Source organism: Herbidospora daliensis (assembly GCF_001570585.1).
GTDB lineage: Bacteria > Actinomycetota > Actinomycetes > Streptosporangiales > Streptosporangiaceae > Herbidospora > Herbidospora daliensis.
Genome location: NZ_BBXF01000003.1, coordinates 202308 through 218040, shown reverse-complemented (window position 1 = coordinate 218040; position 15733 = coordinate 202308). Strand labels below are relative to the sequence as shown.

Below are 15733 nucleotides of genomic sequence, written 5' to 3'. Positions count from 1 at the left end.
CCCGGCATCGCAGCGCGCTACGAACATCCCGTCGACACAGCGGTCACGCCCAACGGATGGAACGGCCGGCTTACGCGGTGGACCCGGGTCGGGGCACGACCTCGGCGCCGAGGGCCGCGTCCTGGAAGCGATCCGACTCGTCCGGCATCCACGCCGTCAACGGATGGAACGGCCGCCCCCCAATAGGGCGGCTTGCGCGGCGAAGCTGGGTCGGGGCACGGCATCCACGCCTCAGCCAATGCTGTGCATCCCTGCCCCCCGGGGAGCCTCGAAGCGCCGCCCGAGGCGCATCTCACCGCCGATGGCATCCATCTCGAAAAGAGCGCTCTCGCGTTTCGTCCAGGACCTGTTGACCGCCGCGAGACAAGCGGCGCCCGCCCACCAGGGAATACGCACGTGACCGCGCACCACGGCTACTTCCTGCTGCTCGGCGTCGCCGTCGGCGGCTCGTTCCCGAACGGCAGGCCGATGCCGGTCGACTGCGTCGTGACCGGTTCACCAGCTGTGCATGGTGCCGTCCTCCAGCCGGTTGACGGGCAGCGAGGCGGGCTTGTACGGATATCGCGCCGCCAGCGTCTCGTCGACGTCGACCCCGAGACCGGGGCTCTCCGAAGGGAGCAGGTACCCGTCCTCGAAGCGGTAGGAGTGCGGGAACACCTGGTCGGTCTCCTCGGTGTGGCGCATGTACTCCTGCAGGCCGAAGTTGGGGATGCTGACGTCCAGGTGGAGGGCGGCGGCCATGCACACGGGTGACAGGTCGGTGGCGCCGTGGGAGCCGCTGCGCACGTGGTGGAGCGCCGCCAGGTCGAAGATGCGGCGGAGATGGGTGATGCCGCCCGCGTGCACGACGGTGGTGCGGATGTAGTCGATGAGCTGTTCGGTGATCAGCTGCCGGCAGTCCCAGATGGTGTTGAACACCTCCCCCACCGCGATGGGGGTGGTGGTGTGCTTCCGGATGAGCCGGAAGCCCTCCTGCAGCTCGGCCGGGACGGGGTCCTCCATCCAGGTCAGACGGCAGGGTTCGAGGTCGCGGCCGAGCCGGGCGGCCTCGATGGGGGTCAGCCGGTGGTGGACGTCGTGCAGCAGCCGCAGGTCGGGCCCGAACTCGTCTCTGACCCGGGCGAACACCTGCGGGGTGTGGGCGAGGTAGCGCTCGGTCGACCAGGTCGCCTCGCTGGGGACCGCCGCGTCGGCCGGTTCGTAGAACATCCGGCCTCGGCCGACGCCGTAGGTGGTCTGGAGTCCCGGTACGCCGGTCTGCACCCTGACGGCCTTGTAGCCGAGGTCGACGTACCGGGCGACCTCGGCGAGGACCGATTCGGTGTCGGGGGCGCTGGCGTGGCCGTAGACGGTGACGCCCTCGCGCGACCGGCCGCCGAGCAGCTGGTAGACCGGCAGGCCGGCCACCTTGCCCTTGATGTCCCACAGGGCGGTGTCGACGGCGGCGATGGCGGTCATGGTGACCGGGCCGCGCCGCCAGTACGCCCCTTTGTACAGGTACTGCCAGGTGTCCTCGATGCGGCTGGGGTCGCGTCCGAGGAGGGCGGGGACGACGTGGTCGGTCAGGTAGCTCGCGACGGCGAGTTCGCGGCCGTTGAGGGTGGCGTCGCCGACGCCGGTCACCCCCTCGTCGGTGACGATCTTGAGGGTGACGAAGTTGCGGCCGGGGCTGGTGACGATCACACGAGCGTCCTCGATCTTCACTCGGGATCCTCCTTGACGCGGGCGACGAGCTGGGTGGGGTTGACGAAGCGGAGCGCGACGACCAGCAGGACCAGCATCATCGCGGTGTAGATGACGGCCATCGCGTCAACCGACTGCTGGGCGCGGATGCCCGAGGCGGACATGGAGTAGAACAGCGCCACGACGAGCGTCTGCGAGTCGGGCCCCGCGGTGAGGAAGGTCAGTTCGAACATGCCGACGGTGCGCACGACCACCAGGATCGACGAGGCGAGGATCCCGGGGATGAGCAGCGGCGCCAGGATCCGGAGGAACACCTGGCGGGTGCGGGCGCCGCACACGCGGGCGGCGCGTTCGACCGCCGGATCGATCTGCTCGATGAACGGGGTCATGGTGAGGATGACGAACGGGATCGACGGCACCAGGTTGGCCAGCACGACGCCCGACAGGTGGCCGGCGAAGCCGTACTCGTACAGGACGGTGGCCAGCGGGATGCCGTAGGTGATCGGCGGCATCAGGATCGGCAGCAGGAACATCAGGTAGACGGCGCGGCGGCCGTAGAAGGACCGGCGGGCCAGCACGTACGAGGCGGGCACGCCGACCAGCACGGAGATCCCGGTGACGAGGAGACACACCATGAGTGTGACGCCGAGGACCGGGAGAAGGGTGAACTCCTCCCACGCCTGCCCGTACCAGTCGGTGGTGTAGCCCTCCGGCAACCAGGTGTCGAACCAGCGGGTGCCGAAGGAGTTGACCAGGACCGAGCCGATGACGCCGGCGACGCCGACGAAGAACAGGGTCACGGCGCCCCACACCGCCCAGGCGGCGGGGGTGGCGACGATCCGTCGCGGCGGGCGCGTCACCCTTTTCCTCCCGAGGTCGAGCCGGTGTAGAGGAGGCCGCGCAGCCCGAGCACCAGGCCGATGACGACGAGTTCGACCAGGCCCATGACGATCGCCGCGGCGGCCCCGCCGGCGTAGTCGTAGCGCACGTAGGCCGCCTCGTACGCGGCGATGGAGATCACCCGGGTGGTTCCCGACGGGTCGCCGACGAGGATCGCCGACGGGAACACGCTGAAGGCCAGCACGAACGTCAGGCAGAACGTGGTGGCCAGCCCCGGCGCGAGCAGCGGCAGCGTGATCCGGAAGAAGCGCTGCGCCCAGCCCGCGCCCAGCACCGCGCCGGCCTTCTCCAGGCTGGGGTCGATGCCGGACAGGTAGGACAGCACGAGCAGGAACGCGAACGGGAACCCGGTGATGACCAGGGAGAGGAACACGCCCCAGTAGTTGTGGGTCAGGCTCACCGGAGCGTCGACCAGGCCCAGGCCGAGCAGGACGCGGTTGAACCAGCCGGTCGGGCCGAGGAAGTTCAGCAGCCCCTCGGCGGTCAGCACCGTGCCCAAGGTGATCGGGACGACCAGGACGGTGGTCAGGACCCGTTTCCCGCGGAACCGGCCGCGCATCCGGTAGGCGATCGGGACCGAGGCCAGCACGTTGAGCAGCGCGGCCGGCAGGGCGATCCACAGGGTGGTGGCGATGGTGTCGCGCTGGTAGGCGTCGGCGAAGAACGACTGGTAGGCGGCGAACGGACCGCCCTCGGCGGGCTGCAACGACACCGCGATGCCATAGCAGAAGGGGTAGATGAACAGGGCGGCGACGAACAGGGCCGCCGGGCCGAGCAGCAGGAGCCGCGCGTCGATCCCCCGTTCGGCCAGCCGGTGCCGGAGCGCGACGGGGGTCACGGTTCGCTCCCCTGCTCGTCGGGGCCGGCCGGGAAGACGAGCAGGCGGCCGGGATCGAGCACGACCTCGATCCGGTCCTTGGGCGCCAGCCGCCGGGCGGTGCGCAGGTGCAGCAGGGTCCCGTCGCCGGTCCGGACCTCCGCGCTCACCTCCCGTCCCTGATACTCCACGACCTCCACGGTCACCTCGACGCCCTCACCGGGGTGAGCGGCGATCCGGATGTCCTCGGGCCTGATGGCGGCGACCGCCGGTTCGCCCGGACGCGGCTCGCCGACCGGGCTGCCGGTGAGGTGGAGCCCTCCCCCGTCGACGATGACGCCCGCGCCCGCCATTTCGCCCACCCGGACCGGCAGCAGGTTGCGGAAGCCCATGAAGTCGGCGATGTGCCGGTTCGCCGGCCGGGTGTGCACCTGTTCGGGGGTGCCGATCTGCTGGACCCGCCCCGCGCGCAGCACGACCAGGCGGTCGGACATGGACAGCGCCTCTTCCTGGTCGTGCGTGACGTACACGGTGGTGAGGCCGAGCGACTGGTGCAGCCGGCGGATCTCGGTACGCATCTCCAGCCGCAGTTTGGCGTCGAGGTTGGACAGCGGCTCGTCCATGAGCACCAGCGACGGCTCGACGACCACCGCGCGGGCGATCGCCACCCGCTGCTGCTGTCCGCCGGAGAGCTGACCGGGGAGCTTGTCGGCGTGGGACTCCAGGTGTACCAGCCGGATCGCCTCGTCGGTGCGGCGGCGTACCTCGGCCCGCGCGACCTTGCGCATCTGGAGCCCGAACGCGATGTTCTTCCGTACGGACATGTGCGGGAACAGCGCGTAGTTCTGGAACACCATGCCGAAGCCGCGCTGTTCGGGCGGCAGGGTGTCGAGGCGGGTCTCGTCGCGCCAGATGCTGCCCCGGGTCAGCGGCAGCAGCCCGGCCAGGCAGTTCAGGGCGGTCGACTTGCCGCAGCCGGAGGGGCCGAGCAGGGTGATGAACTCGCCCCGCTCGATCGTGAGGTCGAGGCCGGCCAGGGCGTCGGCGCCGCCGAAGCGGCGCGACACCCCGTCGAGGCGCAGCCGGTCGAACCGGCTGCCCGTCGTCATCTCCTCACCTTGGCCCCACCGACCTCGCGGTCCCAGCGGTCGAACGCGGCGACGAGCTCCTTGGATCCCAGCGGCACCTCCAGGGGGTTGCCGGCGATCAGCTGGTCGTACTCCGGCCGCCCGAACTCCTCGATCGCCTGGCGGCTCTCGGCCGGCGCCATCGACAGCGGTACGTCCTTGATCGCGGGCCCGGGGTAGAAGTAGCCCTTGTCGTAGGCCTTGGCCTGCTGTTCTGGGGTGAGCATCCACTTCACCAGGGCGAGCACGGCGGCCTGCCGGTCGGCCGGCACGCCCTTGGGCACCACGGCGTAGTGGGCGTCGGTGACCCAGTGGAAGCCGTCGAGGGTGCCGATCTTCGCTTCCTTGGGCACCGTGCCGAGCACCCGCGGGTTGATGTCCCAGCCGGTGGTCGAAATGATGATCTTGGCCGAGCCGTTGGCCAGGTTCTTCATCGTCTCGCTGGTGGTCGACGGGTAGAGGGTGATGTGCTTGTTCAGTTCCTTCAGGTAGGCCCAGGTCTTGTCCCACCCGTCGACCGGGTCCTTCGGATCCTCGTCGCCGAGCAGGTAGGGCAGGCCCATCAGGAACGTGCGGCCGGGCCCGGAGTTCGACGGGCGGGCGTACTGGACGGCGCCGGGGTTGGCCTTGGCGTAGTCGAGCAGTTCCTGGGCGTCGGTCGGCGGGTTGGGCACGTTCGCCGGCAGGTATTCGATCAGCGGTCCCGACGGGTAGTAGGTGACGGTCACGCCGTGGTCGCCGGCGAGGTTCTGCATCGCCGCCGCGCCGGGCAGGTAGCCGCCCATGCCGCTCAGCCGGTCGGCGTGGGCCGGCAGCAGCGGCGTCCACAACCCCTGCTCGATGCCGGCGGCCAGGCCGTCGACGCCGGTCAGGACCAGGTCGATGTCGACGCGATCGGCGGCCTGCTGCGCCTTGATCTTGCCGACCAGCTCGGGAGAGGTGGCCTTGGTGAAGGTCACCCGGGAGACGACGTCGGTGTTCTTCGCCGCGAACTCCTCGATCATCCCCTGGGTGAGCTGGAGGTTGCCGGCGACGTCGAGGATGTTGAGGGTCACCGGTGAGGACGGCTTCTCCGGTACGGGACCGCCGGTCGGGGCCGGTCCGGCGCCGCGGCCGGGCGCTCCGCACGCGGCGGTCAGCAGGGCCGCGGCGGCTGCCACCGCGAGTAACGGGTGTCTGTACGTACGCATGACTCTGCTCTCCATGGGGGGGTGCGTGGGTTCAGCGGTGCGGTGCGGGCCCGGTGGAGGCCCGGACCAGCAACCGGGTGGGGAGAACCCGGCGGATGGAGCCGGTGCGCCGGCCGGCCAGGAGTTCCAGCAGCAGGTCGACGCCGACCCGCCCGAGCTGCTCCATGGGCACGGCGACGGTGGTCAGGGCGGGACTCACCAGCCCGGACATGAGGATGCCGTCGAAGCCGACCACGCTCATCTCACCGGGCACGCCGATCCCGCGCGCGTGGAGCCGGTTCAGCATGCCGAGCGCGATCAGGTCGTTGTACGTGACCGCCGCGGTGGCCCCCGACGCCACCACGACGTCGGCGATCGCGACGCCTCCTTCCAGCTCGGGCGGCACGTGGCCCGTTTCGACCAGTTCGATGCCGAAGGAGGCGGCCGCCTGGCGCAGGCTCCGGGTCCTCTCGCGGTTGGACCACGAGGTGCGCGGCCCGGCCACGTAGGCCAGCCGGCGGTGCCCGAGCGCGTGCAGGTGCGTCACCGCCTGGAGCATCCCGTCGGCGTTGTCGGCCGTGACCGAGGGGACCCGGCCGACGCGGCGGTTGAGCACGACGATGGGGGTCTGATCGGCGAACGACCGCAGATGCCCGTCGGATGACCGGGGCGAGCAGAGCAGGAAACCGTCGACCTGCTTGGCCAGCGTCCGGATCATGTGCACCTCCAGCGCCGGGTCCTCCTCGACGTCGCTGAGGAACACGGCGTGGTCGGCCTTGCGGGCCTGGGTCTGGACCGCCTTGACGATGCCCGGGAAGACGGGGTTGGCCATGTCGGGCAGGACGACGCCGATGTTGCCGGTGCGGCCCGTGCTCAGGCTGCGGGCGGCGCGGTTCGGGGAGTACGCCAGCTCCCGCGCGGCGGCCAGCACCCGCTCACGAGTGCCCGGCCGCACCTGGCCGGGATCGGCCAGCGCGCGGCAGACAGAGGACGGGGACACGCCCGCCAGCCGGGCCACGTCCTTGATCGTCACCGTCACGACGGGGCCCTCCCGATCTCTCGACGCGGACCCGGTAACCGTGCGGTCAGTCTGGAACCGTTTCCGGAACATTGTCAATAGATGACGTCCACGTCACCGCCGGACCTCGGAAACGCCCCTGTGAACAGCGCCGCATGCCGCATTGACAAACTGGAAACGGTTGGCTCAGTGTGAAAATCCCCGGTCGTGCCGAAGGAGTTCCGTGGCCTCCCCCCATCTGCTGTTCGCGCCCGATCCGTACCTCAGGGCCATCGCCCAGGAGTTGTACGCGCTCGCCCACGACCAGCCGATCATCTCCCCGCACGGACACGTCGACCCGTCGTTGCTGGCCGACGACCTGCCCTTCCCCGATCCGGCGCAGCTCCTGGTCGTGCCCGACCACTACCTGACCCGGATGTTGCTGAGCCAGGGGGTGGCGCCGTCGCTGCTGGGGGTGGCCCCGCGCCCGGGGGCGCCCGACGCCGGCCCGGCGCAGACCGACGGACGGGAGATCTGGCGGCTGGTCGCCGAACACTGGCACCTGTTCCGGGGCACGCCGACCCGGTTGTGGAGCGAACGGGTGCTCCAGGACGTCTTCGACGTGCATACCACGCTCGGCCCGGCCACCGCCGACGAGGTGTACGACCAGATCGCCGCCCGGCTGGCCGAACCCGCGTTCCGCCCGAGGGCGCTGTTCGACCGCTTCAACATCGAGGTGCTGGCCACCACCGAATCGCCGCTGGACGACCTGAGCCGGCACGCCCGGCTCGCCGCCGACGGCTGGGGCGGTCCGGGCGGCCGGGTCATCACCACGTTCCGGCCCGACGACGTGGTCGACCCCGAGTTCGAGAACTGGGCCGGCAACGTGGCCCAGCTCGGCGAGCTGACCGGGGAGGACACCGGCGCCTATCGGGGCTATCTCGCCGCGCTGCGCGGCCGCCGGGAGGCGTTCATCGCCGCGGGCGCCACGTCCGCCGACCACGGCCACCCGACCGCCCGGACCCTCGTGCTCGACGAGAGCGAGGCCGAGGCGCTGTTCACGGCGGCGCTGCGCGGCCGGATCGACCCCGCCGGCGCCGAGGCGTTCCGCGCCCACATGCTCGTCGAGTCGGCCCGGATGTCCATCGACGACGGCCTGGTGATGCAGCTGCACCCGGGCGCCGTGCGCGACCACAACCGGTGGCTGCACGCCTCCTACGGCCGTGACGTGGGCGGCGACATCCCGCAGGCGACCGACTACGTCCACGGTCTGGCCCCGCTGCTGTCGGCGCACGGCAACGACCCTCGGCTGCGCCTGGTGGTCTACACCCTCGACGAGGACACCTTCACCCGCGAGCTCGCCCCGATGGCGGGCGGCTACGCGGCGATGTACCTCGGCGCGCCGTGGTGGTTCCTCGACTCGCCCGACGTGCTGCGCCGCTTCCGCGAGACCGTCACCGAGATCGCCGGCTTCTACAACACCGCCGGCTTCGTCGACGACACCCGCGCGTTCTGCTCCATCCCGGTCCGCCACGAGGTGGCCCGCCGGATCGACGCCGGCTACCTCGCCCGGCTGGTGGCCGAGCACCGCCTGCCGATGGACGAGGCCGCGGAGACCATCGTCGACCTGGCCTACCGGTTGCCCAAACGGGTCTTCCGGCTCGACCGGTCGCCGGCCGCGGTGCTGCCGTGGTGATGACGGGGCCGGGGGCGCTGCTCCGGCGAAGCGCCCTCGCCGGGCTGCCCGCCGAATGCCGGCCGCTGATCGAGCCGGGCGCGGCGGGTCCCGGCGTCGTCCACCTCGGGCTCGGCGCCTTCTTCCGGGCGCACCAGGCCGTCTACACCGAGGAGGCGATGGCCTCGGCGGGCGGCGACTGGGGGATCGTCGCCGTCGCGCCCCGTTCCCGCGCGGTCTTCGACGCGCTGCGGGCTCAGGATCTGATGTTCGCGGTGGCGTCCACGGCCGCGCACCACACCGACGTGCGGGTGGTGGCGGCGCTCACCGGCGTCCTGTACGCCGCCGGCGACCCCGGGGCCGTCGTCGCGCTGCTCGCCGATCCGCGCATCCGGGTGGTGACGTTGACGTTGACGGAGAAGGCGTACGTCGCGGCCGGCGAACCCGGCGTGATCACCGGATTGCTCGCGCGCGGCCTGCTCGCGCGGGCCCGCGCCGACGCCGGGCCGCTGGCCGTCGTCAGCTGCGACAACCTGCCCGGCAACGGCGGCCGGCTCCGCGACCTGGTCAGCCAGGCCGTCCGCGCCGCCGGCACCAGAGAACAGGAGTGGATCGCCGGCAACGTCGCCTTTCCCAGTACGACGGTCGACCGGATCGTCCCGGCCGTCACCCCGGGCACGCTCGATCTGGTGCGGGCCCGGCTCGGGGTGCACGATCTGGCCGCCGTGCAGACGGAGCCGTACCGGCAATGGATCGTCGAGGACGCCTTCCCGCACGGCCGCCCGGCCTGGGAGCACGCCGGCGCGGTGCTCACCGACGACACCGGCCCCTACGACCAGCTCAAACTCCGCACCCTCAACGGCCTGCACTCCTCGCTGGCCTATCTCGGCGCGCTCGCCGGCCGCGCCACGATCGCCGAGACCCTGGCCCTTCCGGGGGCCCGGGAGTTCGCCGAACTCCTGCTCGCCGAGGAGATCCTGCCCACGCTCACTCCCCCGGCGGGCGTCGACCCGGCCGCGTACGGTCAGAGCGTGCTCGACCGGTTCGGCAACCCCGCGATCCGCCACCGGACCCTGCAGGTCGCCACCGACGGCAGCCAGAAGCTGCCCCCGCGCATCGTGCGGACCGTGCTCGACCGCCGGGCACAGGGCAGGCCCACCCCGAGGGCGGCGCTGGTGGTCGCCGCGTGGATGCGTTTCGTCCAGGGCACGGCCGACGACGGCCGGCCCCTGCCGCTCGACGACCCGCTCGCCGGCCGGATCAGGGCCGCGCTCGCCGATGCCCGGCCGGGCCCCGCCGGCGTCGTGGAGGCCCTGCTCGGCCTGCGGGCCGTCTTCCCGGCCGCCTTCGCCCACGACACCCGGCTCCGCGAGCTGATCGTCGCCGCGTTCGCCGACCTCACCCGCCACGGCGCGGCGGCGACCCTGGCGGGACTGTGACGACCGGGCCCGTCAGGCGGCCGCCGGTCCGGTCGACCCCCGCACGATCAGCTGTGTCGGCATGACCCGGCGCGGGCCGCCCGCTCCCACGCGGTCCTGGAGCAGGTCGAGCAGCAGGTCGACCGCGGCCCGGCCGAGCAGGTCGCCGCGCTGGGCGATGGTGGTCAGGCGCGGGCTGACCTGGCCGGCGAGCGGAATGTCGTCGAACCCGACGACGCTGATCTGCTCCGGCACGGACGCCCCGCGCTCCTTGAACCGGCTCACCAGCCCGAGCGCCTGGAGGTCGTTGTAGGCGAGGACCGCGGTGACGGGCGCGGCCAGCACCAGGTCGGCGGCGGCCGCGCCACCGTCGAAATTGGGCGCCGCGTTCCCGAGGTCGACCAGCTCGATGCCCATCGACGTGCACATCGAACGCAACCCCCGCGCCCGCTCCCGGTTGACCGCCGAGGCGCGCGGCCCGCCGACGTAGGCGATGGCGCGGTGCCCCAGCGCCGCCAGATGCCCCACCGCCTGGCGCACGCCGTCGGTGTGATCGCAGATCACCGACGGGATCGGCCCGACCCGCCGGTTCACCGTGACGACGGGCGTCTCGCCGATGAACGAGCGCAGGTCTTCGTCGGCGGCCCGCGGACCGCACAGCAGGAACCCGTCGACCTGCTTGACCAGCTTGCGGATCAGCTCGACCTCGGCGCTGGGGTCTTCGTCGGTGTCGACGAGCAGGACGGAGTAGTCGAACTCCCGGGCCCGGGACTGGATCGCCTTGACGACGGTCGGGAAGAAGGGATTGGCCAGGTCGGGGACGACGAGACCGACGTTGTACGTCCGCCCGGTGGTCAGCGCCCTCGCCGCAGCGTTGGGCGAGTATCCGACCTCCGCGGCGGCCCGCAGCACCCGCTCCCGGGTCCCGGGCCGCACGCTCTCGGGCGAGGCCAGGGTCCGGGAGACCGACGAGACCGAGACGCCTGCCAGCCTCGCCACGTCCTTGATTGTCACGACCACGAGCCGATCCTGCCATACGCGGACGCGGCCGATCCGCCCGCACCTCAGTCAGGAATCGGTTTCAGAATCTTGTCAACGACGATCAGCCGGAGACGGCGTCCGTTCGCGTCCACCCAGTTGGGAAGATCGCTGAAGCGCCCCCGGCCTCCGGGAAACGGTTGCACGAGCGCGGCCCCCCGCACCGCGCCGCCGTGCGGCGCGGGGGGCCGGTCGCCGCCGGTTCAGGCGGCGGCGACGCGGAGGAGGAGTTCGGCCAGGTCCGCGGGCGCGGTGACCATCGCCTCGTGACCGGTCTGCAGTTCGAACACCGGCCAGCCCAGCGTGGCGGCCCGTTCGGCCTGGGGGGTGAAGACGCGCATCCAGCCGACGCACTCGATGAACGTCGCGGGCACCTGGTCGCCTTTTCCGGTCAGGCGCAGCGGCTCGGTGTAGGTCAGCCACGGGTGCGGCGTGAGGCGGGGGGTGAGCCAGCCGACGTCGCTCTCCTCGGTCACGCCGAGCACGCTCAGGCTGCGGACCGGGATGAGCCAGCCGAATCCGGGGCCGGCCACCGACTCGCGGTAGTGGTGGGCGATCGTGGCGGGCAGCAGGTCGATGGCCGCCTCGCCGTCGCGGCCGACGAACGCGTCGAGGTGCACGCGGCGGGCGAGCCGGTCGGCGACGCGGTCGGCCACGCCGGTGACGACCTGGCCGGCGTAGCTGTGGCCGACGAGGACGACCTCACGGAGGTCGTAGGCCTCGATCAGGGCGACGACGTCGTCGACGTGGGTGGACAGGCCGACCGAGGGGGTCAGCAGGTGGGCGCGGTCGCTGACGCCGGTCAGGGTGGGGGTGTGCGTCTCGTGCCCGGCGGCGCGCAGCAGCGGGGCGACCCGCTGCCAGACCCAGCCGCCGTGCCAGGCGCCGTGGACGAGTACGAAGACGGTCACGCGTTCTCCAGCACGATCATGCCCGCGCCGGTCATCGACGCCGGGGAGAAGTAGTGCCGGTGCCGGACGACGACCTCGGGGGTGAGCGCGCCCCGCATGACGAGCCACATGATGACCTCCGCTCCTTCGCCGCCGAAGGTCTCGACGTACTTCTGGCGGCTCCAGCTCGCCAGCTCGGCCGGGTTCTCGGCGATGTCGACCAGGAACCGGCGGTCGGCGGCCGGGTTGAGGAAGCCGGCCCGGCTGCCCTGGAGCTGGTGCGACAGGCCGCCGGTGCCCAGGACGACGAACCTCTCGTCGCCGTCGTAGCTCTCGATGGCGCGGCCGAGGGCCTGGCCGAGCTCGTACAGGCGGATCGGGAGCGGGATCGGGTACTGGAGCACGTTCACGAAGATCGGCACGACCTTGACCGGCCAGGCGTCGGCCGGGCGGCCCCAGAAGAGCTCCATCGGCACCTGGAGGCCGTGGTCGACCCGGATCTCCTGGATGATCTCCGGGTCGAACCTGTTCTCCACGAGGTGGTCGACCAGGTGCCAGGAGAAGTCGGCCGCGCCGGCGAACGGCGGGATGGCGCGCGGGCCCCAGCCCTCGTCGACGGGGTGGTACTCGGCCGCGCAGCCGACCGCGAAGGTGGGCACCCGGTCCAGGAACAGGGCGTTGAAGTGGTCGTTGAAGACGACGACCGCGACGTCGGGGCGCTGCTCGCGCACCCACTCCCGGGCCGGCAGGTAGCCGTCGAAGAAGGGCTTCCACTCGGGGGTGTCGCGCAGGCCCTTGTCCAGCGCGGCGCCGATCGAGGGGACGTGTGAGGTGCCCAGGCCGCCGACGATCGTGGCCAACGTCTACTCCTTCTTCCCGAGCCGGTCCCGCAGGAACGACTCGTGGTCCATGCCGACCTGGTGGGCGCCGATCTCGGTGATGCGCACCGGGTCGACGGCGGAGATCTTGAGGATGAGGAACAGGTTGCCGCCCAGGCCGATCATGGTGCGCCAGTCGCGGGACATGACGGCCGTGATCTCCTCCTCGGTGAGGTCGAAGCGGTCGAGGTAGGCGCGTTCGTCGGCGAGGAAGGCCGCCCGGCCCTCGGGGCGGCTCAGGCCCATGGCCATCTTGTTCATCCGGTAGCCGCGCAGCTGGTGGGCGCGGTCGAGGATGGGGGTCTCCGGGATCTCGGTCATCCGGCCCGCCGCCAGCCGCCGTCGGCGTAGGCCCGGCGGGCGACCTCCGAGTACGGCACCGGGCTGACCACGCCGGTCACCTCGATCTGGGCGTGCGGCTCGACGGTGAGCTTGCGGCTGCCGCCGCCGGGCTCGCCCCAGACGAGGGTGACCTCGGTGCCGGGCGCGGCGTGCGCGGGGTCGACCATGGCCAGGGTGAGCATGGTGCGCTCGTTCCACGAGTAGCCGATCCAGGTCGACAGGCCGGCCGGTTCGCCGTCGACGAGCACCTGGTCGTACGGGTGCATGGCGTACACCGCCGAGGGGAACTCGAACCACTTGGCCGGGTCGCCGTGCTCCAGCTGGGTGGCCATGGCGCGCAGGAAGGCCGCCGTGTCGAGCGCCAGGGTGACCTTGACGCGGTGCTCCTGTTCGGCCAGCTTCTCCAGGGCCTCGCGGCCGACGAAGTCGTGGTCGAACTTGACGATGTGGCCGTAGCCGAGGTCCCACGGGGTGAGGTAGTAGTCCTCGACGTCGGCGGAGACGAAGCTGCCGCCGATGCTGGCGTTGGCCTCGTAGCTCGTGGCGGGCAACCACTGGCGGTAGCTCTTGAGCGCCTCGCCGGTGTAGATGGCCGGGAGGGGCGAGGGGATCCAGCCCGATTCGAGGGTGTTGGAGCTGTAGGTCCGGCCGCCGACCAGCCGCATGCCGTATTCGGCGCCGGCCTCGACCAGCGCCGCGTGCACGGCCTCGCCCTCCGCCCACGGGCCCCACAGCTCGTAGCCGGGCTGACCGGCCATACCGTGCCGCAGCGCGCGCACCCGGCGGCCGGCGATGGTCATGGACGTCATGTGGAAGAACTTCAGTTCGGGCGCGGGCGCCCCGGTGGCCTTCTCGATCACCTGGGCGGCGTGGGGGCCCTGGATCTGGTAGCGGTAGTGCACCCGGTCGAACGGGTCGGGCCGGGCCGCCGAGCGTTCGTCGAGGGTGACCGTGACGTCGAAGCCGCCGGTCTCGGCGTGGAAGGTCACCCAGTTGAGCGCGGGGATGCGGCCGACCAGGTTGAAGGTGTTCTCGGCCAGGTGGAACAGGATGACGTCGCCGATGACGTAGCCGTCGGGGGTGCACGGCACGAACTGCTTGGCGGTGTCCACGGGGAAACGCGCGAAGCTGTTCACCCCGAGGCGCGACAGCAGCTTCAGCGCGTCCGGGCCCTCCACCAGCAGCTCCGCCATGTGGAACGACTGGTTGAACAGCACGCACGTGTGCTGCCAGGCCCACTGCTCCTCCCGCCAGTTGGTGAACTCCGGCGGTACGCCCGGGTAGGCGTTGGGCCCGGTCGGCAGGTTGCGGAGATGGTCGGCGACGCCGGTCCCGGCATCGTTCAGGACGTCTTCCAGGCTGCTCACTGCGGGTCTCCTTCAGCGTCGATGTAGCGCACCCCGAGACGGTCGAGGTCGGCGCGCAGGCCGTACAAATCCAGACCGAGCACGCCCTCACGGAATCGGGAGCGTCTGCCCTCCTCGCCCGCCATGCGGGTGGCGGCGGCTTCGGCGACGGCCGGCGCGTCCTCGCGGGGCACGACCAGCACGCCGTCGTCGTCGGCCACGATCACGTCCCCGGCGCGGATGTAGGCGCCGCCGAGCACGACGGGCACGTTCACCGAGCCGGCGGTGGCCTTGACGGTGCCCTGCGCGCTGATGGCGCGCGCCCAGGCGGGGAAGGCCATCGCCGTCAGTTCGGTGACGTCGCGCACGCCCGCGTCGATGACCAGGCCGACCACCCCCCTGGCCTGGAGCGACGTGGCGAGCAGCTCGCCGAACATGCCGTCGTGGGAGAGCGAGGTGGTGGCCACGGCCAGGACGTCGCCCTCGCCGCACTGCTCGACCGCGGCGTGGATCATCAGGTTGTCGCCCGGGTGGCTGAGCACGGTGACGGCCCGGCCGGCGATGCGCGTACCGGGATAGACCGGGCGCAGCACCGGGTCGAGCAGCCCCCGGCGGCCCATGGCCTCGTGCACGGTGGCCACTCCGGCCCCGGCGAGCACCTTGACGGCCGCGGCGTCCGGGCGCGCCTTCGTGCGGACGATGACGTGCCGGTTCACACCAGCTCACCGCCGACCACGGGGAAGACGCGCTGGTAGGCCTCGGCGTGGACGACGTCGGCGGCGGCGCCGTTGCGGCGGGCCTGCACGCCGCGCCGTCTGCCCAGCTCGGTGTAGTAGTCGACGAGGTGCCCCTGGGCGGACATGGCCTCCATCGCCTTGCGCTTGCGGTCGAAGACCGGGGTGACGTCCAGCAGCAGATTGGGCTGGAAGCCGCACATCTCCGGCTGGTGCGGCTCGAACATGAGCACCTGGCTCGCGCCGATGGGCGTGGTCGCCGGATCGTGCCCCATGGCCTGCGCGATCATCCGGGTGGTCAGCGTGGTCTCGTGGGCGACGTTGTGGTCGCGGTTGTACGGGTCGTCGGCGACGTGGGTGAGCAGCACGTCGGGCCGGGCCGCCCGCAGGTCGGCGACGATGCGCTCGCGCGCCTCGCGCGGCACCTCCAGCGGATAGTCGCCCAGGTCGTAGAAGTCGACCGCGACGCCGAGGGCCGCGGCGGCGGCCTCGGCCTCCTCGCGGCGCACCCGCTTGACCGTCTCCAGCTCCATGCCGGGCCGCGCCCACAGGCCCTGCGACTCGCCGCGTTCGCCGAAGCTGAGGCAGATCACCTTCACCGCGTCGCCGCGCGCGGCCGACAACGCCAGCGCGCCGCCGGCCCTCCAGACGAAGTCGCCCGAGTGGGCGGTGACGGCGACGATGGAGCGCGACGCCCGCGTTTCGCTCATGTCACGGAC

The 15733-nt window shown here is 71.9% G+C and carries 15 protein-coding genes; 2 read left to right on the top strand and 13 right to left on the bottom strand.

Translation table 11 applies throughout. From position 1 onward, the window contains the following. Positions 1-495: 495 nt before the first annotated feature. Genes manD through AW274_RS16425 form a run of 6 tightly spaced genes read right to left on the bottom strand, consistent with a single transcriptional unit; the run spans position 496 to position 6735 of the window. The gene (gene manD, locus AW274_RS16450; RefSeq protein WP_062432564.1) at positions 496-1704 is read right to left on the bottom strand and encodes a D-mannonate dehydratase ManD; all 1209 of its coding nucleotides are present in this window, start codon (positions 1702-1704) and stop codon (positions 496-498) included. Next, positions 1701-2543 carry an ABC transporter permease gene (locus AW274_RS16445; RefSeq protein WP_083974365.1) on the bottom strand — a complete coding sequence of 281 codons (843 nt, stop codon included), beginning with the start codon at positions 2541-2543 and terminating at the stop codon, positions 1701-1703. Before AW274_RS16445 ends, manD begins: the two co-directional genes overlap by 4 nt. Further along, positions 2540-3421, bottom strand: a complete 882-nt coding sequence (locus AW274_RS16440; protein WP_062432561.1) for an ABC transporter permease — start codon at positions 3419-3421, stop codon at positions 2540-2542. Before AW274_RS16440 ends, AW274_RS16445 begins: the two co-directional genes overlap by 4 nt. After that, positions 3418-4509 (bottom strand): ABC transporter ATP-binding protein, encoded by a 1092-nt coding sequence (locus AW274_RS16435; protein ID WP_062432558.1) that lies wholly within the window; start codon positions 4507-4509, stop codon positions 3418-3420. The genes AW274_RS16440 and AW274_RS16435 overlap by 4 nt, the downstream gene beginning before the upstream one ends. Continuing rightward, positions 4506-5717 (bottom strand): ABC transporter substrate-binding protein, encoded by a 1212-nt coding sequence (locus tag AW274_RS16430; protein WP_157520328.1) that lies wholly within the window; start codon positions 5715-5717, stop codon positions 4506-4508. Before AW274_RS16430 ends, AW274_RS16435 begins: the two co-directional genes overlap by 4 nt. Positions 5718-5748: 31 nt before the next feature. Next, positions 5749-6735 (bottom strand): LacI family DNA-binding transcriptional regulator, encoded by a 987-nt coding sequence (locus tag AW274_RS16425; protein ID WP_062432552.1) that lies wholly within the window; start codon positions 6733-6735, stop codon positions 5749-5751. A 202-nt stretch (positions 6736-6937) separates the two neighbouring features. Between AW274_RS16425 and uxaC the strand changes: the two genes are divergently transcribed. After that, on the top strand, positions 6938-8389 hold the full coding sequence (gene uxaC / locus AW274_RS16420) for a glucuronate isomerase (RefSeq protein WP_062432549.1): 1452 nt from the start codon (positions 6938-6940) through the stop codon (positions 8387-8389). Continuing rightward, a complete protein-coding gene (locus AW274_RS16415; RefSeq protein WP_062434546.1) occupies positions 8389-9807 on the top strand; it encodes a mannitol dehydrogenase family protein in 1419 nt (472 codons plus the stop codon). Before uxaC ends, AW274_RS16415 begins: the two co-directional genes overlap by 1 nt. Positions 9808-9819: 12 nt before the next feature. Here the strand turns inward: AW274_RS16415 and AW274_RS16410 are convergent, their stop codons facing one another. The 7 genes from AW274_RS16410 to AW274_RS16380 all read right to left on the bottom strand — a co-directional run bounded on the left by AW274_RS16410 (position 9820) and on the right by AW274_RS16380 (position 15724). Next, the gene (locus AW274_RS16410; protein ID WP_232320145.1) at positions 9820-10785 is read right to left on the bottom strand and encodes a LacI family DNA-binding transcriptional regulator; all 966 of its coding nucleotides are present in this window, start codon (positions 10783-10785) and stop codon (positions 9820-9822) included. 242 nt (positions 10786-11027) lie between these two features. Further along, complete coding sequence (locus AW274_RS16405; RefSeq protein ID WP_062432543.1) at positions 11028-11735, bottom strand: alpha/beta fold hydrolase; 708 nt, start codon at positions 11733-11735, stop codon at positions 11028-11030. Further along, positions 11732-12574, bottom strand: coding sequence for a class III extradiol dioxygenase family protein (locus tag AW274_RS16400; protein ID WP_062432538.1), 843 nt, complete (start codon positions 12572-12574; stop codon positions 11732-11734). The genes AW274_RS16405 and AW274_RS16400 overlap by 4 nt, the downstream gene beginning before the upstream one ends. Positions 12575-12577: 3 nt before the next feature. Continuing rightward, on the bottom strand, positions 12578-12913 hold the full coding sequence (locus AW274_RS16395) for an extradiol ring-cleavage dioxygenase (protein ID WP_062432533.1): 336 nt from the start codon (positions 12911-12913) through the stop codon (positions 12578-12580). Next, the gene (gene desA, locus AW274_RS16390; protein WP_062432528.1) at positions 12910-14301 is read right to left on the bottom strand and encodes a syringate O-demethylase; all 1392 of its coding nucleotides are present in this window, start codon (positions 14299-14301) and stop codon (positions 12910-12912) included. The genes AW274_RS16395 and desA overlap by 4 nt, the downstream gene beginning before the upstream one ends. Continuing rightward, the gene (locus tag AW274_RS16385) at positions 14298-14996 is read right to left on the bottom strand and encodes a 4-carboxy-4-hydroxy-2-oxoadipate aldolase/oxaloacetate decarboxylase (RefSeq protein ID WP_083974362.1); all 699 of its coding nucleotides are present in this window, start codon (positions 14994-14996) and stop codon (positions 14298-14300) included. The genes desA and AW274_RS16385 overlap by 4 nt, the downstream gene beginning before the upstream one ends. After that, positions 14993-15724 (bottom strand): PIG-L deacetylase family protein, encoded by a 732-nt coding sequence (locus tag AW274_RS16380; protein ID WP_062432525.1) that lies wholly within the window; start codon positions 15722-15724, stop codon positions 14993-14995. Before AW274_RS16380 ends, AW274_RS16385 begins: the two co-directional genes overlap by 4 nt. Between the last annotated feature and the right edge of the window lie 9 nt (positions 15725-15733).

Coding starts and splice junctions, on each gene's coding strand:
- AW274_RS16435 (WP_062432558.1), bottom strand. CDS start 4,509: ATGACGACGGGCAGCCGGTTCGACCGGCTGCGCCTCGACGGGGTGTCG.
- AW274_RS16430 (WP_157520328.1), bottom strand. CDS start 5,717: ATGCGTACGTACAGACACCCGTTACTCGCGGTGGCAGCCGCCGCGGCC.
- AW274_RS16415 (WP_062434546.1), top strand. CDS start 8,389: ATGACGGGGCCGGGGGCGCTGCTCCGGCGAAGCGCCCTCGCCGGGCTG.
- AW274_RS16395 (WP_062432533.1), bottom strand. CDS start 12,913: ATGACCGAGATCCCGGAGACCCCCATCCTCGACCGCGCCCACCAGCTG.
- AW274_RS16380 (WP_062432525.1), bottom strand. CDS start 15,724: ATGAGCGAAACGCGGGCGTCGCGCTCCATCGTCGCCGTCACCGCCCAC.